Below are 18,327 nucleotides of genomic sequence, written 5' to 3'. Positions count from 1 at the left end.
CGGCAGGTAACGGGCCGAAAACAGCCACCGGACGTTCTAGCAGCGCCGGCGTTAAGAACCGGTTGAGGACGACCCGTCAGCCGGCCGCCGTCCAGCCGCCTTCGAGACTGCGGCAGGCGGTGCCGCGCGCGGACCTGATGTCGCCGCTGACCGTGATCGTATGCGAAAAGCCGCGGCACTGCGCGCCTTTCTGGTCGTAGGCGGGACCGGCCACGATATTGCCGTAGCGGCCCGAGGCCGGGTTGCGCCACGGCACCGGCGCGCCCGGCGCGCCGCGGTCAAGCGCGGCGATCTGCGCCTCATAGGCCAGCCGGCGGTCCTCGTCATTGAGGGCTGCTCCGAATTTGGCGCCGATCAGCCCGCCAAACGCCGCATTGGTCACGGCGGCGGCGGCCTCGGCCTCGCTGGCCAGCCCGACCGCGTTCTTGGTGCTGCTGTAGGCGCTTTTCAGCGCGCCCGTCCCCAGCCCGGCGCCGCCCTCGGAACCGGTGAGGTCGCAGCCGCCCAGCGCCAGTCCGGCGGCGAGCAGCGCAAACGCATGAAATTTAGGCATGGACGCAGACCTCGAACGCAACAACGGGCAGCAAAGATCAAAGACGTTACGAACCGGATAATTCGGGCGGGAACGGGGCAACCGGACCAGGCGCAGGCGCGGCCTTCGTCGGTCCAGGCCTTGATCGATTTCCGGGCGACGCCCGCCGCGCGCCGCACAACGCCGCTTTTAAAATGGATATAATCATTTTATTCTTGTCAAAGGACCGTTGTCCATCGGCTTTCCGGCCGGCCCGCAGCGACCCGGCCTGCCACGAAGGAACCTGAGTTGTGAGCCCGACCATTTCGGCGAATACGCCCGATGACGTCGCCGAGACCACGGCGAGCACGCTGGCGGCGATCGGCGAGCGGATCCGCGAGCTTCGCCAGGCCCGCAACATGACGCTGCAATCGCTGGCCGACATCACCCGGCTCAGCGTCTCGATGATCAGCCTGGTCGAGCGCGGCAAGGCCTCGCCATCGATCGGGTCGCTGATCTCGGTCGCCAGCGCGCTCGGCATCACGATGTCGGAGCTGATGGCCAGCGAGCCGTCGTCGGAAGACGAGCTGGTGGTGCGGGTGGGACAGCAGCGCGGCGTCGAGACCGCGCAGCATGTGATCCGCAAGCTGATCCGCGAGGACCGCAGCCGCGGCGTCTCCATCGCCATCAACGAATACCAGCCCGACACCGGCAGCGCCGACATCGCGGTCAGCCATTCCGGCTTCGAATATGGCTATGTGCTGGAAGGCACGCTGACCGTCGAGATCGAGGGCACGGCCCACGTCCTCAAGCCGGGCGACCTGATCTCCTATCATTCGCGCCGCGCGCACAGGATCTGGAATTTCGGCCGCCGCAAGGTGCGCGCGCTGTGGTTCAATCTGGACAAGGCTTAGCGCAACGAGCTTCGTTGCCGCGTCCGGCGCGAACTATTTCGCCGAACTCATTTCGGCCCTTCGGGCCCATGACGACGGCTGCGAGGGTTCGGGCACCGGGTTCCCGGCCTGCCGGGCCGCCATCTGCCAGGCCACGATGGCATCCCGCAACTCGCCGACCGCCTCCTCCTGGGTATCGCCGAACGCCGAGCATCCCGGAAGATCCGGCGCGATGGCGATGAAACCTTCGTCTTCCTCGCTGTAGAAGACGTGCGCCGGGTATCGTTGCGCTTCTGTCACGAGTTGCTCTCTGCTTCGCTGGCGTCGGGCTTCCAGTACTTTTCGATCATACCCTGCAACTGCCGGGCTTGATATGGCTTGATGACGCCGTTCCGGTTCTGAAAATTCAGGAGTTCGGCCTCGCCGGGCCGCGAATAGGCGTTGTGATCACCTTTTTGGCCCTTGGCGACGAAGCCCAGCCACTCCGCAACCTTGCAGGCGTCGGCATAGCGAACATTCTTCGCATTGCTCCGGATCGACACAATGAGCTTATCGCGTGTGGTCACTGTCTGCGATCCACCTTCCGGCGCCCACGACCGGTGAAGTTCAGGGGAACCATAGCGCAGGATCGGTATCTGCGAACACCGCCCTTTTACACCCCCGGCAGCACCAGCTCGGCGCGCAGGCCGCCGATCGGGGCGGTGCCGAGGGTCAGGCTGCCGCCATAGAGCGCGGCGAGGTCGACCACGATCGACAGGCCGAGGCCCGAGCCCGGCTTGGTCTCGTCGAGCCGCTGGCCACGGCGAGAGACCTGCGCACGTTCCGCCGCCGACAATCCGCGGCCGTCATCATCGACGATGATGCGTAGTCTTGGCGCGACATCGGTCGCGCTTTGCCGTTCCACCAGCACCTCGATGAAAACGCGGCTGTCCGCCCATTTGCAGGCATTGTCGACGAGGTTGCCGGCCATCTCCTCGAGGTCCTGCTTCTCGCCGCGAAATCGGGCGGTGGCGTCGGCCTCGACGTCGATGGCGATGCCGCGGTCGCGGTGGATCTTTTCCATCGTGCGGCGCAGCGCCTCGATGGTCGGCGCCACCTCGGTCACGGTGCCGACAATGGTCAGCCGTGCGGCGATCCGCGCCCGCTCCAGGTGATGCGCCACCTGGTCGCGCATCACGTCGGCCTGCTCAAGCACCTTGGCCGCCAACGGATCGCCGCTGCGGCTCGCGGCCTCGTTCACGATCACCGACAGCGGCGTCTTGATGGCATGGGCGAGATTGCCGACATGAGTGCGGGCGCGCTCGACGATGGCGCGGTTGGCGTCGATCAGCGCGTTGGTCTCGCGCGCCAGCGTCGCGATCTCGACCGGGAAGTCGCCCTCCAGCCGCTCGGCGCGGCCGGAGCGGATGTCGGCGATGGCGTCGGAGATGCGTTTCAGCGGCGCGAGGCCGAAGCGGACCTGGAAGATCGTGGTCAGCACCAGCACGATCGAGAGGGCTGCAAAGGTGCCGGCGAGATACCAGTCGAAGGTCCGCGTCTCCTCGACGATCTCGGTGGCGTCGCCGGCGACGCTTACGCGGAATTTGCCGTCGGCGCCGAGATCGACCGGCCGCTCGACCATGCGCAGCCGCTGGTCCTCGGGGCCATCGACATAGCCCTGCCGGATGCCGGACGACGTCAATTCGACGCCCTGGTCCTCGAGCTTCGGCAGCTTCTTGTCCCACAGCGAGCGCGACGCTTTCTTCTCAGCTTTGGGATCGTCGACCGGCGCGATTTCCCAGTACCAGCCGGACAAAGGCAGCTCGAACAGGGGCTCGCCGAGCGACTGCATTTCGTGGTCGGGGGTGTCGGGGGCTGCGACCTCGGCGACCAGCGTGCGCAGATACAGATTGAGCCTGCGGTCGAAGGCGCGCTCGGTCGCCGAGCGGTACACCGAGGACAGGATGATCCCGGTGATCACCAGGATCACCACCACCCAGGCGGTCGCCGACAGGAACAGCCGGGTGGCGAGCGAGGAGCCGCGCATCACGCGGCTACGCCGACACAGCCACGACGCGCCGGCCGCGCCTCCTTCACCCTCCCCTGGAGGGGGAGGGTCGAGGGCGCCGTCAGGCGCGGTCGGGGTGGGGTGACGGCGGTGCGGTGGCGTGAAGGTGCTGCGTCCATCACGGACGCTGTCACCCCACCCCGGTGCCCATCATGCTTCGCATGCCGGGCACCGACCCTCCCCCTCCAGGGGAGGGTCAAGATCAGCGCCGTGAGATGGTTGCGACCGATCGCTCCCGATGAGGAGACGTGAAGAGCTCCTCGCCCCGTCATCATTCACTCGCCACCGGCGGCGTCAGCAGATAGCCGAGGCCGCGTACGGTCTGGATGATGTCGACGTCGAGCTTCTTGCGGATGCGGCCGACGAACACCTCGATGGTGTTGCTGTCGCGGTCGAAATCCTGGTCGTAGAGATGCTCGACCAGCTCGGTGCGCGAGATCACCCGCCCGGTGTGGTGCATCAGATAGGCCAGCAGGCGATATTCGTGGGATGTCATCTTGATCGTCGCGCCATTGACGCTGACGCGCCCGGTCCGCGTATCCAGCACCACCGGCCCGCAGGTCAGCTCGGATTGCGCGTGGCCGGCGGTGCGGCGCAGCAGCGCGCGGATCCGCGCCAGCACTTCTTCGAGGTGAAACGGCTTGGCGACATAGTCGTCGGCGCCGGCATCGAAGCCCTGCACCTTGTCGCTCCAGCGGTCGCGCGCGGTGAGGATCAGAACTGGCATCGCGCGCTTGTTGCGGCGCCAGGCTTCCAGCACCGCGATGCCGTCCATCTTGGGCAGCCCGATGTCCAGAACCACCGCGTCGTAAGGCTCGTTGTCGCCGAGGAACAGCCCCTCCTCGCCGTCGAAGGCGCGATCGACGACATAGCCGGCCTCGACCAGCGCGGTGGTGAGCTGGCGGTTCAGATCGGGATCATCCTCGACGACAAGCAGGCGCAAAACGAAATCCTCTCGGGCGACATCACGGCCGCCAGCATGCGCCTGAAAGCCGTGAACGGCGAATGAACGGCGGCGCCTGCCCAAATTACTTTTTCTTCACCACCGCCTTGACCACCCGCTCGATCATGCCGGGGGCGTCCTGGCCGGTCAGGGCGCTGACCTTTTCGCGGGTTCGGCCGCTGATATAGACGCCTAGCACGCCGAACCGGAACCCCCAATAGGTCACCAGCAGCGCGGTGGCGTTGACCAAAGCGTTGATGGTCTGGATGTCTCCGGTCCAGAACTCGTGCATCAGCACGGCCCAGAGGGCGGCGCATTCGAGCGTCAGCTCGAACGCATAGGCCGGGCGCCACCATTTCTGCACCGGATCGTCGCTGGCGATCTCGGCGCGCATGGTCTGTTGCGTCTCGGAGATCGCGACGCGCTGCGTCTCCGCCTCGGCCTGGATCATCTGCGCCCACTGCGCCTCCGCCTCGGCCAGCCGGGCCGGGTCTACCGCCGGCAGCTGCGCCTGCACCGCCGCCGGCGTCGCCACCGCCGAGCCGATCGCCTTGGCGAGAATCTCGCCGGCCACGCCGCCGAGTGGCCCGCCGAGCGCGGTGCCGAGTACCGGCGCGCCCAATCCGATCACCTGTCTGGCCAGATCACCCCATTCCATATTCATGCCCTCCGAAAGGCCGCGGTGAGCGCGGCGATGATGCGGGATATTGTTGAAGACGCAGCGGCGGCGGGTGCGTCCGCCGGCAAAGCCGGCGCCGCGGGCATCGCCGGCGCCAGCGGCGGCGACGAGGCCAGCACCACCGGCGCATCGCCGAGCGCAGCCTTCCACTTGCCGAGCCACGCCTTGCGCTGCGAAAGGCCGATGGTGCCGCCGTTCAGCCGTCGGGTGACGTTCAGCACATCATCGGCTTTTGCGAATGGCAGGCAGCCGCGATTGACGAAATCGGACACGCCGCACAGCAGGAAAAAGCGCGGGTCGATCAGCCATTCGGGATGCGCCACGACATCGAGGCCGGTGGACTTGCTGACCCGCTGATAGCCCTCGCGCCCGGTGGTCTGCGAGGCGCCGCGGCCGCGAAACGTCCAGCCGTCGTCGGAGCCGGTGCGGTTGCCCATCCGGCCGTTGTAGACCTTGTTGGCCAGCGCGCGCGGATTGCCGGCATAGGGCTGCGCGCTGGCCATGGTCGGAAACCGCGACGGCCACACCTGCATCATGCGGCCGGCGCTATAGTTCAGGTTTTCCACCACGTCGCGGCCGGCGCCGCATTCGTGGGAGATCTGCGCCATCACATGCGCGACCAGCAGCGGCGACGAGATGCCGTAGCGCGCGAACACCGCGGGCGCAGATGCGATCATGCCGGCGCGCAGCACCGGCACTTTCGCGTCGCCATTGGGCCACAGGCGCGTCAAGGCGGCGCCGAAGGACGCATCTTGCATGGTCGTTCTCCAGGGTTGACGGAACGATGGCTGGGGATCGCGCAAGGCCACTCAGGCGATGCGGTGACCGTAAAAACTGTTCTGCGCCGCCGCGATATAGCCGTCGTTGGTTTCCATCATCGCGAACACCGCGATCGTATCGCCGGCGGCAAGCTTGAGCAGCGCCTGCGACTGCAGCATCGTCTTGTTGCTCACCACGCTGCCGGCGGTCTGCACCCTGGCGTCGTCGAGCAATTCGGTGCCGTTCTTGTAGAGCGTCGCGGTGACGGTCGAAGGCACCGTGGCGTTGGCCTTGAACATCAAACGGAAGCCGAGCAGATAATATCCGGCCGTCGGTGCCACGAACTGATTGTTCGCGGTATCGAACGCGCTCTGGTCGTTGTGCCGGGCGCTGTTGAACGAGATCCTGGTGAAGGTGTTGGCGGCGCAATATTTGTCGAAGTTCAGATAGGCGAGAAATTTCGGCGACTGCTGCAGCGTAACCTGGCCGTTCGACTTGTCGATCGACAGCGCCGTGAAGAAGCCCGATCCATCCGGCGACACTTTGACGGTGAAATTATCGTCACCGAGATTGCCGAACAGCGCGCGCGTCGAGAACCCGTCCTGAAAGATCACGCCGACATCACGTTCCGCAGCCGCCTTGTTCAGCGTCAGGCGCATATCGCCGCTGCCCGGCGTCACATCGTCCTGTGACAGCAGCACGGCATCGGATTTCACGCTGAGCCGGTTACCGGCGTTCGCACGGGTGTTGATGCCGACATGCGCAGCGTTGTCGAGCGCCAGACTGCGCAGGTCGCGCCAGATAGCGCCGTCGAACACCATCATCACGGCATCCGCCACCGACCACACGCACCAGCCGCGCTTCGGCGCGAGAAACGCCCACGCGCCGTCCTGGAAACTGGCGATGGCGTGGCCCTGCCCGGCCCACGCCCCGCCCGCCGCCGCCGCCACGACATGGCGCTGGCCTTCGGCGGGCGACACCGGCGGCGTGCTGCGGATCATGTCGAGCACGGCGATCTGGATCGCGGCGTCGAGTATCCGCAGCGCCTCATTATGCGTGACATGCTTCTGCGCCTGGCCGCCCTCGATGAAGGGCAGCCCGAGATTGGGAGTGTCGGTCATGTGGATATCCCTGCAGCGAACGTCTGTTTTTCACCCTCCCCTGGAGGGGGAGGGTCGAGCGCGCCATCAGGCGTGCTCGGGGTGGGGTGAAGGCGGTGCGATGGGGCAACCGACGTGAGGCCGTCGCGGACGCTGTCACCCCACCCCGGCGCCCATCATGCTTCGCATGTCGGGCGCCGACCCTCCCCCTCCAGGGGAGGGTCAAATCACAGCGACAGCGATACTACACTTGCAGCGTCACCTCCGCGACCTGCCCCGCGCCGACCGTGGCGGAGAGCTGTGCGACACGAATGTGCAGCGCGGTTTGCGGCGCGCCGAAATCGGCGAGCTCGTGGGCCGTCGCGTATATCGCCTGCGATGTCGCGACCTCGAACGTCCGCACCACGCTGCCGCCGGACAGGATCTGCAGCCGATACGCTTCGGCAGCTTCGCCGAGCGGCACCTCGATGCCCCAGCCGTCGCCGTCCTGCCTGCTGCGGCGGATCCACGAAACATGCACGCCGTCGGCCTGCCGGATGGCGCGGAGATGCGCCGGCGCCCAGGGTTTCAGCGCGGTGGCGTCCGGCGTCACCGTCAGCGCCACCGCGCTGGCATCGTCATGGCTGCGACCGCAGGCGACAATGCGCAGCCGCATCGCGCGGTCGAGCCGGTCGAGCCCCACAGCAATCGGCACCAGCCGTGAATCGAGCATCACGAAGGCCGCGCCCGCCGGCAGCACCGCGACCATCGCGGGCTCCGAACCCGCCTGCCCGCGCAGCAGAAGCGACAGCAGCCAGGTCTGGCTGCCGACCAGCTCGGCCTGCGCGAATTGCAGCACTTCCCAGCCGCCGTCGGGATGGCGCAGCGCCGCGGCATTGCCGCCCGCCAGCACGCGCGCCTCGCTCAGCGACGTCAGCGCGCCGCCGTACAATCGCACGCGAACACGATTGCCGCGGTCCCAGCGCGCCACCGGCCCGGCCGGCAGCGCGTCCAGCGTCTCACCGAGCACGGAAGGCGCCGTCGCCGTGGCGGCGATCTGATAGCTCGCCTGATCCGGCGACCGCCAGATCGCGACCGTGCCCGGCCACGGCCTGGCGAACACCGCCAGCCGCGTCAGCACGTCGGGTTGCGCGGGATCGATCGGCGGCAGATTGAGCGCATGGACGGCGACCTGCCCGAGCGCGGCGGGGATCGAAGGCCGGCGGATGTCCGGCACGGCCAGCGGCACCGCAAACACCTCCGGGTCGATGCTGCGCGCCGTGACCGCGCGCGATTGCGTATCGACGAGGCCGTCGATCTCGAACAGCCGGCGCCGTCCCTTCAGCGTCAGCGCCACGACATCGCCCGGCGCCAGTTTCAGCGCGTTCATGCCGAGGCCGAATTCCGCGCGCTCGCGGCCGGCCCACATATCCTGCAGCCAGATCTCGGCGCGCCTTGTCGCCGCCGCCTCGTCGGTGATGATCGCGAGGTCGGCGTGCAGCATCCGGCTGGCGCCGCCGGTCAGTTTTCGCGAGGTCACCGCCGCGCGGCGATAGTCGCCCAGCGGATCGCTGAAGCCGAGCGAGACCTGGCGCGGCAGCTCGGTCTCCTGCGCGCGGGTCAGCCGCGACAGCGCCACCTTTCCGGCATCGACCAGATCGTCCTCGGCGATTTCCATCACGGCCATGCCACCGCGCGGCACGAAGCGCAGCGTGCCGTCGGCGGCGGTGGCGTTGAACGCGTAAGCGCTGGCCAGCGGCTCGATCATCGCGCGCGGCGTCATCGGGCGGTCCACCACATAGCCGTCGCAACTGTCGCGCAACGCCGAGGCATCGACGCCGCCGACACCGGCGTCCGCCAGCAGCGCCGCGACCAGCGCATCGAGCGGCGCGCCGCCGAGCCGGCCACTCAGCCAGTGCCCGGCGTGCCAGTTGGCGGCGTCGCCCCAGATGTCATCGGCGGCCGGAAACACCGGGAACGGCCGGGCGTCCCAGGTCCACAGATGGATCGCGGAGACCTCGACCATCCGCCCGCCATAGATTGGCGAGACCGGATTGTCGGTCGCATCGGCGCCGAACGCGGGATCGAAGGCCTGCAGCACCGCCTCAAGATAGCGCCGCTGCATCAGATCGTCGCGCGCGCCATCGGAGAAATACGGCGCGAAATTCTCCGAGGATTTCGGATCGGGAAACACGCTGGGCTGGTTGGCGCCCTTGTCGACCGCGGGACAGCCGAGTTCGGTGAGCCAGATCGGCTTGCTGCCCGGCACCCAGCCGGTCGGCGCGCCCAGTTCGACGCCGCCGGCGCGCTCGACATGCAGGTTCGACCACCAGCTCCACAGATCCTTGACGCGGTAGGTCCAGGGCTTGCCGAGCCCGTCGGTGATATCGACGCGGTCCTGCGCGTCGCGCGCCTCGTCATCGGAATAGTACCAGTCATAGGCCTCGCAGCGGCGGACATTGCCGCGCAAAAAGCCGCGGTCATAGATCGAGGTCGCCTGCTGCGAATCCAGATGGCCGGCCTCGTCGCGCCAGTCGGCCAATGGCGCATAGTAATCGATGCCGACCGCGCCGATCGCGGGCGAGGCCCACAGCGGATCGAGCGGAAACCGCACGTCGCCGTCGAAAACATCGGCGCCATATTCGGTCCAGTCCGCGCCGTAAGTCACCAGCGCGCCGGGCAGCGTCGCCTTGACCTCGGCCGCCAGCGACACCAGCGCATCGACCGCCGGATAGAAGCCGCCGGCGCGCAGCCGCGTCAGCGCCTTCAGCTCCGAGCCGATCAGGAAGGCATCGACCCCGCCGGCGGCGGCGCAGAGCTGCGCATAATGCAGCACCAGCCGGCGATAGTTCCAGATGCCGCCGCTGAAGAAATTCGCCACCTGCGCGGCAACCGCCGCGGTGCCCTGCGGCGAGCCCGGCCGTCCCGGTGCGGGATCGCAGGTGATGCGACCACGCCACGGATAGGTCGGCTGCGACGCCGCGCCGCTATAGGGGTCGGTGAGCGCATTGCCGGCGGCGATGTCCATCATCACGAACGGATACAGCGTCACTTTCAGCCCGCGCGCTTTCAGCTCGGCGATCAGATGCGTCACGCTGGCATCCGACGGCGTACCGCCGAACGCCGCGCGACCCTCGATCTGCGATACCAGATAGGCCGATGCGCGCGTCACGCCATCGACCGACCAGGCCAGCGGACTGGTGGTCTTGGCGGCATTGTCGATCCCCGGCCGCACGACGCAATGGCCGGCGCGGAGATCGGACCCGAACCACGCCACCACGAGCGCCACGCGCTCGAGGTTCGGACAGACGCCCTGCAACTCGTCAAGCGCCGCCACCACATCGGAGCGCGCATGCGCGACATGGCGGTTCTCCGGCGCCGACTGGCCGGGTCCCGTCACCTGCACCACGGCCGACGGCTCGTAGCCGAATTCGGTACTGCCGGGGATCAGCGTGACGGCGCGCGTCATGTTTTCCAGCAGGCCGATCGGGCGCACCACCTCGAACGACAATTGCGGAATCCGGTTGCCGAAACTTGCCAGCGCGAGGCGCTCGAACACGACATAGGCCAGCCCGCGATAGGCCGGCGCATTGCCGGCGCCTTCTTTCGCCACGATCAGCCCGTCAGGTGGCTGGGTCTCGTCGCCGCGATAGACGCGGAGATTGATGCCATCGAGATCGAGCGGCTTGCCGTCGGCCCAAATCCGACTGACGCGGCCGATGCGGCCCTCGCACAGCCCGACGGCGAAATTGGCGAAGTACGTATAGTCCGTCGTCGTGCCCGTCGAACTGGCGCCGGCCGCGGCAAAGCCCTTGCCGCCGCTGTCGTCCGCGTTCTCCGTCGTCGTCGCGACTTCTTCGAGCTGCGTCGCCCAGATCACCTGGCCGCTCAACCGCGCGCGGCCATAGACGCGCGGGATCGGCGCGCCTTCGGTCGAGGCCATCACGTCGAGATCGGCGAGCCGTGGCCCGGTCGTGCTGCGATCGCCGCCGCCGCTGCCGAACAAGGCCTGGTCGAGCATGTTGCCGGCCACCGCGCCTGCGATGCGTCCGGCGATCGCGCCGATCGGCCCGAACACCGCGCCGAGCGCGCCGCCTGCCGATGAAAGTACGAGCGCTGCCATCAGCCTACTCCGGGAAATGCAAAGGCAAAGGCCAGCCGCCGCCGCCACCACGGCGCCAGCGCTACCTCGCAGACCGACGCGCCGTCATGCGCGTGCACCATGGTGGCCTCGCCGGTCGCGATCGCCGCGTGCTTGGCGACCAGCCCCGCGCGCCAGCGGAACAGCAGGATGTCGCCGGCACCGAACGTATCGAGCGCAACCGGCACGAGATGCCGCAACGCCGCCTCCGCCAGCGCTTCCTCGCCTGATGCTTCCGCCCAGTCCGGCGCATAAGGCGGCGGCGCTTCCGGCTCACAGCCGACGCAGCCCCGCCACACCCCGCGCACCAGACCGAGACAATCGCAGCCTGTGCCCTTCAGCGACGCCTGATGCCGGTAGCGCGTGCCGATCCAGTCGCGCGCCTCGGCGACAATGGCGGCGCGGGTGAGCGGATGGGGCATGGGAAATCTCTGATCGAAGTGTGGATTTCTTCCCTCTCCCCTTGTGGGAGAGGGTGGATCGAACGCGAAGCGTTCGAGACGGGTGAGGGGTAGCCACAGTCTCCGACTGTGCAGCCCCCTCATCCGACCGCGCTGCGCGCGGCCACCTTCTCCCACAAGGGGAGAAGGAAGAGGCCGCGACTTTCGCGCATTGTGCGGCTTAGCTATTCGCTGGTGATTATTTGGTGACACTCACCCCACGCTCTTCGGCAGCACCAGTGACGCGCCGCTGTCGCTGACGGTGCCGGCATTGGGATAGCTGAGGACGAAACCGTTGCCGGGATGGATCCGCATTGAAGCGTCGGGATCATCACAAAGCGAAAGTGCACCAAGCTATGGACGCCGACAAGCCGGCATGACTTTGACGTTGTCCAGTTTTGAGATGAAAGCGACCAAGTCGAGCCGTCGGAAAATGTCCGGTATCTTGCATACAGCGGCTGGCAGATTGCCGGGCTGTCTGGTCGCGTTTGACTCAAAACAGACATCGGCAATTACGGACCGCCGCTTGCGACAACGCCAATGTGCTCTTCGAGTTGACGAATACGCGTCGTGTTGTTGGATTGAACGCGGTGCAGCCGCTTGGCTGCGCGTGACACCGCCTTCGCGCACCACGGCAGCAAATATCTGACGATCCGACAGATCCACCTGTTCGGCGATATCTCATCAAGAGATGTTTTTGATCCTTATTATTCATTTCATACGATGAGTAGCATTGGGTATAGCCTGATCTGAGACGACGGCATCATCAGAATAAAAAGGACATCCCATGATCGTCACGGTATTTCGCTCCCGGATGAAGCCCGGTGCCCAGGACGAGTATGGTCCGATGGCAAAACGCATGAGCGAACTGGCGAGAACAATCCCCGGCTACATATCGCACAAGGGTTTCGTTGCGGACGATGGGGAGCGGGTGACGATCGTCGAGTTCGAGACCGAGGAAGCGCTTCATCAATGGCGTATTGATCCCGAGCACGGCAAGGCAAAGAGGCGTGGCGTAGAGTCCTTTTTCAGCGAATTCAAATACCAGATTTGCAGCGTTATTCGGGAGCGGATGTGGACAGCAAAGGCGCCCCGCTGCGCTTGAATGATCATCAATCGAAAGCAAGGGAGGCGATCGGAATGGAAATTTCAGCCGTAGTGCTGGCGCGCGCCGACAGTTTATTTCAACAATAGTCTATGTAGGTTGTTGGCACACAGCGGCTGGCGGATTGCCGGGCTGTCTGGTCGCGTTTGATCCAAGGCGGTCCTAGCTCGCTAGAGTCAGAACACATCGATAGTTGGGAACCGAGCGTCCCCTGTGATGCAATCCCAAAGGTAGATTGCAAGACCGATGTCACCGGTCCAAAGCGAATACCGACCGCGGCCAGCAACCATCTGAGCACCGCGATACTGGAAGATGGCAGTCATGGCAAACCGGCGCGCGCGGTCGAGCCAAATCTGATCATTCGTGCGTCGGTAGAGCTTGAGGAATGCGTAGCCATTTCCACCCGTGCCGTGGCAAAGGTTCGAGCCCTTTGTTAGCGGTCCGGCGGTCCAAGCAAAGCGCCCGCCATCCAACAGAAGCGCGTCGAATTCCGGCGTAGCGAAGGGCGCGTCAGCAAAGGTCGTAACCATTCCCGGCGCGCCGTGACAGTGCTGGCATATGAACAGTCGCTTCTCGCGCTTGCTTCTCGGACCCCATGTTGCTCCAATTTCGTACCGCCATGCATTCGCTTCAAGCGTCTTCGGCACAAATTCGGCCACGTGCGCTCGCTGCGCCGCCGTCAACCAATTCCATCCGAGCAATAAAGGGATGACGTTGCCGGCGAAGCCGTGAACTGGCCCGAGAAAGCGGTCTTTCGCACCGTAAAGATCCTGGGTCCAAAGTGGACCTTGCGGCGTGTCCTCCAGTTCGGCAAATAGCCGCGCTGCCTGCACTTGAAAGAGGCCGCGCCATCGCTCTTCCTCCGTCAACTTGCCCATGTGGACTGCCGCAACCATCGACCCCGGCATACCCCACATGAGTTCTCGGATTGGCAGTCCATCATTTGATTCGGCGCGCCTATAAACCAGGTCGGCGAGGCTCGATGTCGGCTCAAGGCGCATTGCGAGAAGTGCCGCCCCCATGTCGCCGCGAAGCAGTGAGCCATGCTTCTCGTAACCAGTCGGCGAACTGGCTTGGTGGTCGATAACTGTCCGATCTATCAGCTCTGGCAGCACAGAGCGAAAGTCTTCGGCGACACGGGTAGCCCCTATCCGATGTAAGTAATCGAGTGCCCAAATGACACCCGCCGCGCCCTTGTAGAAGCTGGGGTCGCCATCTCCCACCCCGTCGTCACTGGGGTGAGCCGGCCAGAAGGTGTCGGGATGGAAATGGGTGACCGCATCGGCCGCAATTTCTTCGATCGCCACCCGAACATCCGATTCGTTCCAAGCGTCCTGTACAAGCGGACGATGACGTCCAGGGGTAATCATTGCGTAGGGGCTCCTGAGCGCTATCCATCTGTATTTCAGATGAGGCAAGTAAGGATCGCACGATTGAACGAAAGCTATTCCAAAGCGTGCCGCTCGGCAAACCGACTGCACCATCTGAAATGGTTCAACGCGGCGCAGCAATGAGGAGTCAATGTCTCCCTCTGGCACTTTTCGGACCTGAGGCGATCTCCAATTTAAGGCTGCAATACGGCGGATAGCGGACCTGCCTCAAGCTCCCACACAAGCGCGCAATTTATGAGTACACGCCTAGAGACCCCTCATCCGACGCGGACTTCGTCCGCGCCACCTTCTCCCACAAGGGGAGAAGGAGGAGGCCGCGACTTTCGCGCATGATGCCGCTTGGCTCTTCGCTGGTGATTATGTGGTGAAACTCACCCCACGCTCTTCGGCAACACCAGCGACGCGCCGCTGTCGCTGACGGTGCCGGCGTTGGGATAGCTGAGGACGAAGTCGTTGCCGGGGATATGCGGGAAGCCGCGAAAATTGTCGGCGTTGGCGAAGCGGTCGCGGCAGGTCGCCAGCAGCTTGTCGCAGCCGGCGGTGAGCGTGAAGGCGTCGCCGATCGCGACTGGCTCGGGCATCGCCTGCCACAGCGTCAGCCGTACCTCGCCGTCGATGTTTCGATGCAGCTTGATCTCGATCGACAGCCCGGCATTGCCGCCGCTGACCCAGCTCAATCGGCCGGCGCTGAACCAGCGGTCGGCAAAGCCGTCGAGCCCCGTGGCGGTGAACAGCGACGTGCCCTCGACCGCCTGCACGCTGCCGCTGCCGCGATAGGCCGCGCTGGCGAGATCGACGCGGCACCGGGCATCGCCGAGATCGGCGCCGCATTTCGCGGTGTAGAGCCGGCCGCTCTCCTGCGACAGCAGATCGGCCTGCCCACGCAATTCGGCGGTGAAGGCGGTGCCCTCGCGCCTGACCTCGCCGAGCCTTCCGCGCGCCACCAGAAGCTTCAACGTCACGTCGCTCCAGTCGACCAGCCAGGCCTCGATTCCGGCGGCGTCATAGCGCCCGGCGGCGAGATCGGCCTCGGTCAGCACGTCGTCATCGAGCGCGCCGGCCACCTCGCCGCCATCGACCGACAGATCGAAGCGCTGCGAGGCCTCCGACGCGCCAAAGCCGGTGCCGGCGCGATAGGTCACGCCGTCGATGACCAGATCGCGATCATGGTCGGTAAAACCCAGCACGCCGCCATCGCGGCGCGACAGCTTCCACAGCTGCGCCAGCGTGGTGACGCCGGAGTCCAGTCTGGCCTGCAGTGCTGCGGGAACGCTTCTCATGGCCCTTCCTTTCTTACCCTCCCCTGGAGGGGGAGGGTCGACGAGCCAGACGCGAAGCGTCTTGCGAGACGGGGTGGGGTGGGCCGCGAGCGCAACTATCAAACGTGTCACCCCACCCCGCTCATCCCAATGCTGCGCATCGCGATGAGCGACCCTCCCCCTCCAGGGGAGGGTGAAAGATCATGGCCGGATCTCCACGATCGGAATTTTCGGGATCGCCCCGGCGGTGAAGGCGGACAGATCGACTTCGAGATAGTCGGTGTCGAACCGCACCGGCACATCGAACAGGAAACCGGCGGTGATTGATGCGCCCGCCGGCGGCCGGTGCAGGGTCGCGAAGGTCACCATGCCGGTCGTCACATCGACACCGAAGCGGTCGCTTGCGACTTCCACGCCGCCGACCGCGACGCGCACGCTGCCGCTCACCGGCTTGGCAATCGGCCGCGCATAGGGCGCCGGTCCCTCGCCATAGCTTTTCAGCAATTGATAGGTCGCGGTGGTGCCGTCGCCGGCGCCGATGCCCTGGTCGAATGGCGACGGCGGCTGCCCAGGCTGCGCCGACGAATGGTCGAGCCGGTCGCGCCAGCGAAAGCCATGAAGCTGGCCACGGCGTTCCTCGAAGAACGCCACCACGCTTTGCAGCGCACCGAGCGTCTTGATGCCGTAGCCGGCGTCATAGCGTCGCCGCGAATGCGCCCAGCGCGCATTGCGCTGCTCGCGCCCGGAGCCGAACGACACGATCTCGGTGCGCCGCTCCGGCCCGCCGGCGCTCTTCATGGTGATGTCGAGCGGAAACAGGATCTCGTGGAAGGCGGTCATGATGATTTCCATGAAGAAGGCCGTCATCCTGAGGCGCTCGCTCGAAGAGCGAGCCTCGAAGGATGCGACCACAAACGCTGGCGTCTGCGGCACATCCTTCGAGGCCGTCGCATGTGCGACGGCACCTCAGGATGACGGCGGAGTTTGTTGCAACACCGGGATCACAAACTCCGCTGCCCCCTCGCCACCGCGCGCGCGATCTGGCCGGTGAGGTAGCTCTCCGAGCGGCGAAAACTCTCGGCATCGGGCGTCGCGATCGAGATATGGATATTGTTGCCGCCGCCACCGCCGGCGACGCCGAGCCGGCCGTCGGCGCCGCGCTGCAGCGGCATGATCGCCTCGGGCCCGGCCTCGCCGGCGAGGCCCACGCCGCCATCACCCAACGGAAAGTAACTGGGCGCGCCGATCACGCCGCCGGCGGCGAACAGCCGCATGTTTGTCGACGGCGTGCCGGACAGCCCCGACGTCAGCGCCTGCAACCCGCCGCCCAGCGCGCTCTCCAGCGGCCTGAACGCCGCCTTGACGGCCAGATCCGACAATTTCAGCGCCAGCGATTTCAAGACGTCCTCGAACGCCTTGCCGCCGGTGACCGAACTGGCAAAGGCCTGCGTCATCACTTTGGAAAAGCCGCTCACCGCCGCGGTCAGATCCAGCGTCTTGCCACGCAGGCTGTCGAGCGTGCCGGAGGCCGACCAGTCGCTGCTATCACTCATGGCGCACTCCCTGGTCCGGAAAGCGTTGCATCAATTGTTCGAGCCCGCCGCGATCGATCGGCGTCACGGCGGCGCCGCGCACGCCGATCACCGCCTGCGAAAGCTCGCGCGGCGTCATCTGCCAGAACGCGTCAGGCGAAAGCCTGAGCACGCCGAAGCCGAACTGCATCGCCTCGTCCCACGGAAACGGCTTCATGACGTTGTCCGCTCCGTGAAGGTCGCCGCGATCAGCTCGGCCGCGATGCCGACGAAGCCGGCCGCGCCGCCCACCGCGGTCATCGCCGCCACCTCGTCGTCGCCGATCGCTTCGCCGGCGCCGCGCAGACCGGCGCCGAGGATGCGGATCAGATCGCGCGCCGACAATTTTCCCGAGCCGAAGCGTTCGGTCAGCGCCACCAGGTCGCCGGCGCCGAACGCCGCCTCCAGCTCGGCCAGCGCGCCGAGCGTCAGCACCAGCGTATGCCGGCGCCCGCCGAGCACGGCTTCGATTTCACCGCGATGGGAATTCGGCATGTGGATCTCCTGTTTACCCTCCCCTCGAGGGGGAGGGTCGACGAGCCAGACGCGAAGCGTCTTGCGAGACGGGGTGGGGTGAGCCACGCGCGCAACTATCGAAAGTGTCACCCCACCCCGCTCATCTCGATGCTACGCATCGCGATGAACGACCCTCCCCCTCCAGGGGAGGGTGAGATCACAGCGCCGCAAAATTCAGCGCGCCGGCGCTTTCGAGGGCGACGTCGAAAATCACCTCGCCATTATGCTCGCCGGAAAACTCCAGGCTGGCGATCTGGAACAGGCCCTGGATGGCGCCGAAATCCGGCACCATGACCTGGCAGTCGAGGATCGCGCCGTCGAAGAACGCCTGCCGCGCCATCGCGTCCGACGCGCCGTCCCGGAACAGCCCGCGGCCGGACACCGAGGCGCGGCGCACGCCGGCGCCGGCCAGCAGCTCGCGCCAGCGATCGACGGATTCGGCGTGCGTGATGTCGACCAGCTCGGCGTTGAAGGCGATCCGCCGGCTGCGCAATCCGGCGACGGTGACATAGCCCGCGCCGCTATCGATCTTGACCAAAAGGTCCTTGCCCTTCTGTGCGCCCATGATGTGCTCCGTTAAATCGAGGGTTCGGTGACGGCGCGAAACCGCACCAGAGAATGATAGGTGCGGCCGTCGGCCTCGCGGCGGATGTCGGCGATGGCAAAGCGCAGCGTCACGAGGCGATGACCGGCGGGCGCCAGCGGCGCGTCGTCGAGCGCGGCGAGCAACGCGCCGGTGATGACATGGGCCTCCTTGTGGCCGCCCTGCCGCGACCAGGCGTGCAGCGTAAGCTGATGCTCCTGGGCCGGCGCGTCGTCGCCCGAAATATCCGTGAGGCGGGCGTCGCCGAGCGTCACATAGGGAAAGGCCGCGTCGCGCGGCGGCGCGTCATGGACATGCGGCCCGCCGAGCGCGGCGGCAAGTCCTGTGTCCGAGACGAGCGCGGCATGGATCGCGGCGCGCAGCGCGACATGGGCAGCAGGCATGGTGAA

At 66.3% G+C, this 18,327-nt stretch carries 21 protein-coding genes; 2 read left to right on the top strand and 19 right to left on the bottom strand.

The window, feature by feature from the left end; genetic code table 11:
- Positions 1–76: 76 nt before the first annotated feature.
- The gene (locus FIU28_RS11070; RefSeq protein ID WP_143573019.1) at positions 77–553 is read right to left on the bottom strand and encodes an RT0821/Lpp0805 family surface protein; all 477 of its coding nucleotides are present in this window, start codon (positions 551–553) and stop codon (positions 77–79) included.
- Between the two features lie 269 nt (positions 554–822).
- On the opposite strand from FIU28_RS11070, the gene FIU28_RS11065 reads away from it, so the two are divergent.
- On the top strand, positions 823–1,425 hold the full coding sequence (locus tag FIU28_RS11065) for a helix-turn-helix domain-containing protein (RefSeq protein WP_143573018.1): 603 nt from the start codon (positions 823–825) through the stop codon (positions 1,423–1,425).
- Positions 1,426–1,458: 33 nt separating this feature from the next.
- Here FIU28_RS11065 and FIU28_RS11060 read toward each other — a convergent pair whose 3' ends face one another.
- From FIU28_RS11060 to FIU28_RS27340, 10 genes are all read right to left on the bottom strand, one after another.
- Entirely contained in the window at positions 1,459–1,704 is a 246-nt protein-coding gene (locus FIU28_RS11060) for a type II toxin-antitoxin system HicB family antitoxin (protein ID WP_143573017.1), read from the bottom strand.
- Complete coding sequence (locus FIU28_RS11055; RefSeq protein WP_143573016.1) at positions 1,701–1,970, bottom strand: type II toxin-antitoxin system HicA family toxin; 270 nt, start codon at positions 1,968–1,970, stop codon at positions 1,701–1,703. The genes FIU28_RS11060 and FIU28_RS11055 overlap by 4 nt, the downstream gene beginning before the upstream one ends.
- A gap of 86 nt (positions 1,971–2,056) precedes the next feature.
- On the bottom strand, positions 2,057–3,430 hold the full coding sequence (locus FIU28_RS11050) for a sensor histidine kinase (RefSeq protein ID WP_143576141.1): 1,374 nt from the start codon (positions 3,428–3,430) through the stop codon (positions 2,057–2,059).
- A 292-nt stretch (positions 3,431–3,722) separates the two neighbouring features.
- Positions 3,723–4,394, bottom strand: a complete 672-nt coding sequence (locus FIU28_RS11045) for a response regulator transcription factor (protein ID WP_143573015.1) — start codon at positions 4,392–4,394, stop codon at positions 3,723–3,725.
- Between the two features lie 85 nt (positions 4,395–4,479).
- Positions 4,480–5,052, bottom strand: coding sequence for a 3TM-type holin (locus tag FIU28_RS11040; RefSeq protein WP_143573014.1), 573 nt, complete (start codon positions 5,050–5,052; stop codon positions 4,480–4,482).
- A gap of 2 nt (positions 5,053–5,054) precedes the next feature.
- Positions 5,055–5,831, bottom strand: a complete 777-nt coding sequence (locus FIU28_RS11035; protein ID WP_143573013.1) for a glycoside hydrolase family 19 protein — start codon at positions 5,829–5,831, stop codon at positions 5,055–5,057.
- Positions 5,832–5,882: 51 nt separating this feature from the next.
- A complete protein-coding gene (locus FIU28_RS26395; RefSeq protein WP_168202916.1) occupies positions 5,883–6,953 on the bottom strand; it encodes a DUF2793 domain-containing protein in 1,071 nt (356 codons plus the stop codon).
- Between the two features lie 223 nt (positions 6,954–7,176).
- A complete protein-coding gene (locus FIU28_RS11025; protein WP_143573012.1) occupies positions 7,177–11,034 on the bottom strand; it encodes a baseplate multidomain protein megatron in 3,858 nt (1,285 codons plus the stop codon).
- Complete coding sequence (locus tag FIU28_RS11020) at positions 11,034–11,474, bottom strand: NlpC/P60 family protein (RefSeq protein ID WP_143573011.1); 441 nt, start codon at positions 11,472–11,474, stop codon at positions 11,034–11,036. The genes FIU28_RS11025 and FIU28_RS11020 overlap by 1 nt, the downstream gene beginning before the upstream one ends.
- Before the next feature lie 530 nt (positions 11,475–12,004).
- Positions 12,005–12,109, bottom strand: a complete 105-nt coding sequence (locus tag FIU28_RS27340; RefSeq protein WP_368039343.1) for a helix-turn-helix domain-containing protein — start codon at positions 12,107–12,109, stop codon at positions 12,005–12,007.
- A gap of 170 nt (positions 12,110–12,279) precedes the next feature.
- Between FIU28_RS27340 and FIU28_RS11010 the strand changes: the two genes are divergently transcribed.
- Positions 12,280–12,597, top strand: coding sequence for an antibiotic biosynthesis monooxygenase family protein (locus FIU28_RS11010; RefSeq protein ID WP_143573010.1), 318 nt, complete (start codon positions 12,280–12,282; stop codon positions 12,595–12,597).
- 176 nt (positions 12,598–12,773) lie between these two features.
- On the opposite strand, the gene FIU28_RS11005 is transcribed toward FIU28_RS11010, so the two are convergent.
- The 8 genes from FIU28_RS11005 to FIU28_RS10970 form a co-directional block, all read right to left on the bottom strand.
- A complete protein-coding gene (locus FIU28_RS11005; RefSeq protein ID WP_246660944.1) occupies positions 12,774–13,904 on the bottom strand; it encodes a lanthionine synthetase C family protein in 1,131 nt (376 codons plus the stop codon).
- Between the two features lie 455 nt (positions 13,905–14,359).
- Positions 14,360–15,268: a DUF2163 domain-containing protein gene (locus FIU28_RS11000; RefSeq protein ID WP_143573008.1), complete on the bottom strand. Its 909-nt coding sequence runs from the start codon at positions 15,266–15,268 to the stop codon at positions 14,360–14,362.
- Positions 15,269–15,448: 180 nt separating this feature from the next.
- A complete protein-coding gene (locus tag FIU28_RS10995) occupies positions 15,449–16,087 on the bottom strand; it encodes a DUF2460 domain-containing protein (protein ID WP_143573007.1) in 639 nt (212 codons plus the stop codon).
- A gap of 161 nt (positions 16,088–16,248) precedes the next feature.
- Positions 16,249–16,800 carry a phage tail tape measure protein gene (locus FIU28_RS10990; RefSeq protein ID WP_143573006.1) on the bottom strand — a complete coding sequence of 184 codons (552 nt, stop codon included), beginning with the start codon at positions 16,798–16,800 and terminating at the stop codon, positions 16,249–16,251.
- Positions 16,793–16,996, bottom strand: a complete 204-nt coding sequence (locus FIU28_RS10985) for a rcc01693 family protein (protein WP_143573005.1) — start codon at positions 16,994–16,996, stop codon at positions 16,793–16,795. The genes FIU28_RS10990 and FIU28_RS10985 overlap by 8 nt, the downstream gene beginning before the upstream one ends.
- Positions 16,993–17,313 carry a gene transfer agent family protein gene (locus FIU28_RS10980; RefSeq protein ID WP_143573004.1) on the bottom strand — a complete coding sequence of 107 codons (321 nt, stop codon included), beginning with the start codon at positions 17,311–17,313 and terminating at the stop codon, positions 16,993–16,995. Before FIU28_RS10980 ends, FIU28_RS10985 begins: the two co-directional genes overlap by 4 nt.
- A 178-nt stretch (positions 17,314–17,491) precedes the next feature.
- On the bottom strand, positions 17,492–17,899 hold the full coding sequence (locus tag FIU28_RS10975) for a phage major tail protein, TP901-1 family (protein ID WP_143573003.1): 408 nt from the start codon (positions 17,897–17,899) through the stop codon (positions 17,492–17,494).
- An 11-nt stretch (positions 17,900–17,910) separates the two neighbouring features.
- On the bottom strand, positions 17,911–18,321 hold the full coding sequence (locus tag FIU28_RS10970) for a DUF3168 domain-containing protein (RefSeq protein ID WP_143573002.1): 411 nt from the start codon (positions 18,319–18,321) through the stop codon (positions 17,911–17,913).
- Positions 18,322–18,327 lie beyond the last annotated feature (6 nt).

It is taken from the genome of Tardiphaga sp. vice154, assembly GCF_007018645.1.
Classification (GTDB): Bacteria; Pseudomonadota; Alphaproteobacteria; order Rhizobiales; family Xanthobacteraceae; genus Tardiphaga.
The sequence above is the reverse complement of the archived record's forward strand: the minus strand, read 5'-3'. Positions and strand labels throughout refer to the sequence as shown.

What these genes read in the sequence shown, in the direction of transcription:
- FIU28_RS11070 (WP_143573019.1), bottom strand. Translation starts at nt 553, where the DNA reads ATGCCTAAATTTCATGCGTTTGCGCTGCTCGCCGCCGGACTGGCGCTG.
- FIU28_RS11050 (WP_143576141.1), bottom strand. Translation starts at nt 3,430, where the DNA reads ATGCGCGGCTCCTCGCTCGCCACCCGGCTGTTCCTGTCGGCGACCGCC.
- FIU28_RS11040 (WP_143573014.1), bottom strand. Translation starts at nt 5,052, where the DNA reads ATGGAATGGGGTGATCTGGCCAGACAGGTGATCGGATTGGGCGCGCCG.
- FIU28_RS11035 (WP_143573013.1), bottom strand. Translation starts at nt 5,831, where the DNA reads ATGCAAGATGCGTCCTTCGGCGCCGCCTTGACGCGCCTGTGGCCCAAT.
- FIU28_RS26395 (WP_168202916.1), bottom strand. Translation starts at nt 6,953, where the DNA reads ATGACCGACACTCCCAATCTCGGGCTGCCCTTCATCGAGGGCGGCCAG.
- FIU28_RS11025 (WP_143573012.1), bottom strand. Translation starts at nt 11,034, where the DNA reads ATGGCAGCGCTCGTACTTTCATCGGCAGGCGGCGCGCTCGGCGCGGTG.
- FIU28_RS11020 (WP_143573011.1), bottom strand. Translation starts at nt 11,474, where the DNA reads ATGCCCCATCCGCTCACCCGCGCCGCCATTGTCGCCGAGGCGCGCGAC.
- FIU28_RS11010 (WP_143573010.1), top strand. Translation starts at nt 12,280, where the DNA reads ATGATCGTCACGGTATTTCGCTCCCGGATGAAGCCCGGTGCCCAGGAC.
- FIU28_RS11000 (WP_143573008.1), bottom strand. Translation starts at nt 15,268, where the DNA reads ATGAGAAGCGTTCCCGCAGCACTGCAGGCCAGACTGGACTCCGGCGTC.
- FIU28_RS10995 (WP_143573007.1), bottom strand. Translation starts at nt 16,087, where the DNA reads ATGACCGCCTTCCACGAGATCCTGTTTCCGCTCGACATCACCATGAAG.
- FIU28_RS10990 (WP_143573006.1), bottom strand. Translation starts at nt 16,800, where the DNA reads ATGAGTGATAGCAGCGACTGGTCGGCCTCCGGCACGCTCGACAGCCTG.
- FIU28_RS10985 (WP_143573005.1), bottom strand. Translation starts at nt 16,996, where the DNA reads ATGAAGCCGTTTCCGTGGGACGAGGCGATGCAGTTCGGCTTCGGCGTG.
- FIU28_RS10980 (WP_143573004.1), bottom strand. Translation starts at nt 17,313, where the DNA reads ATGCCGAATTCCCATCGCGGTGAAATCGAAGCCGTGCTCGGCGGGCGC.
- FIU28_RS10975 (WP_143573003.1), bottom strand. Translation starts at nt 17,899, where the DNA reads ATGGGCGCACAGAAGGGCAAGGACCTTTTGGTCAAGATCGATAGCGGC.
- FIU28_RS10970 (WP_143573002.1), bottom strand. Translation starts at nt 18,321, where the DNA reads ATGCCTGCTGCCCATGTCGCGCTGCGCGCCGCGATCCATGCCGCGCTC.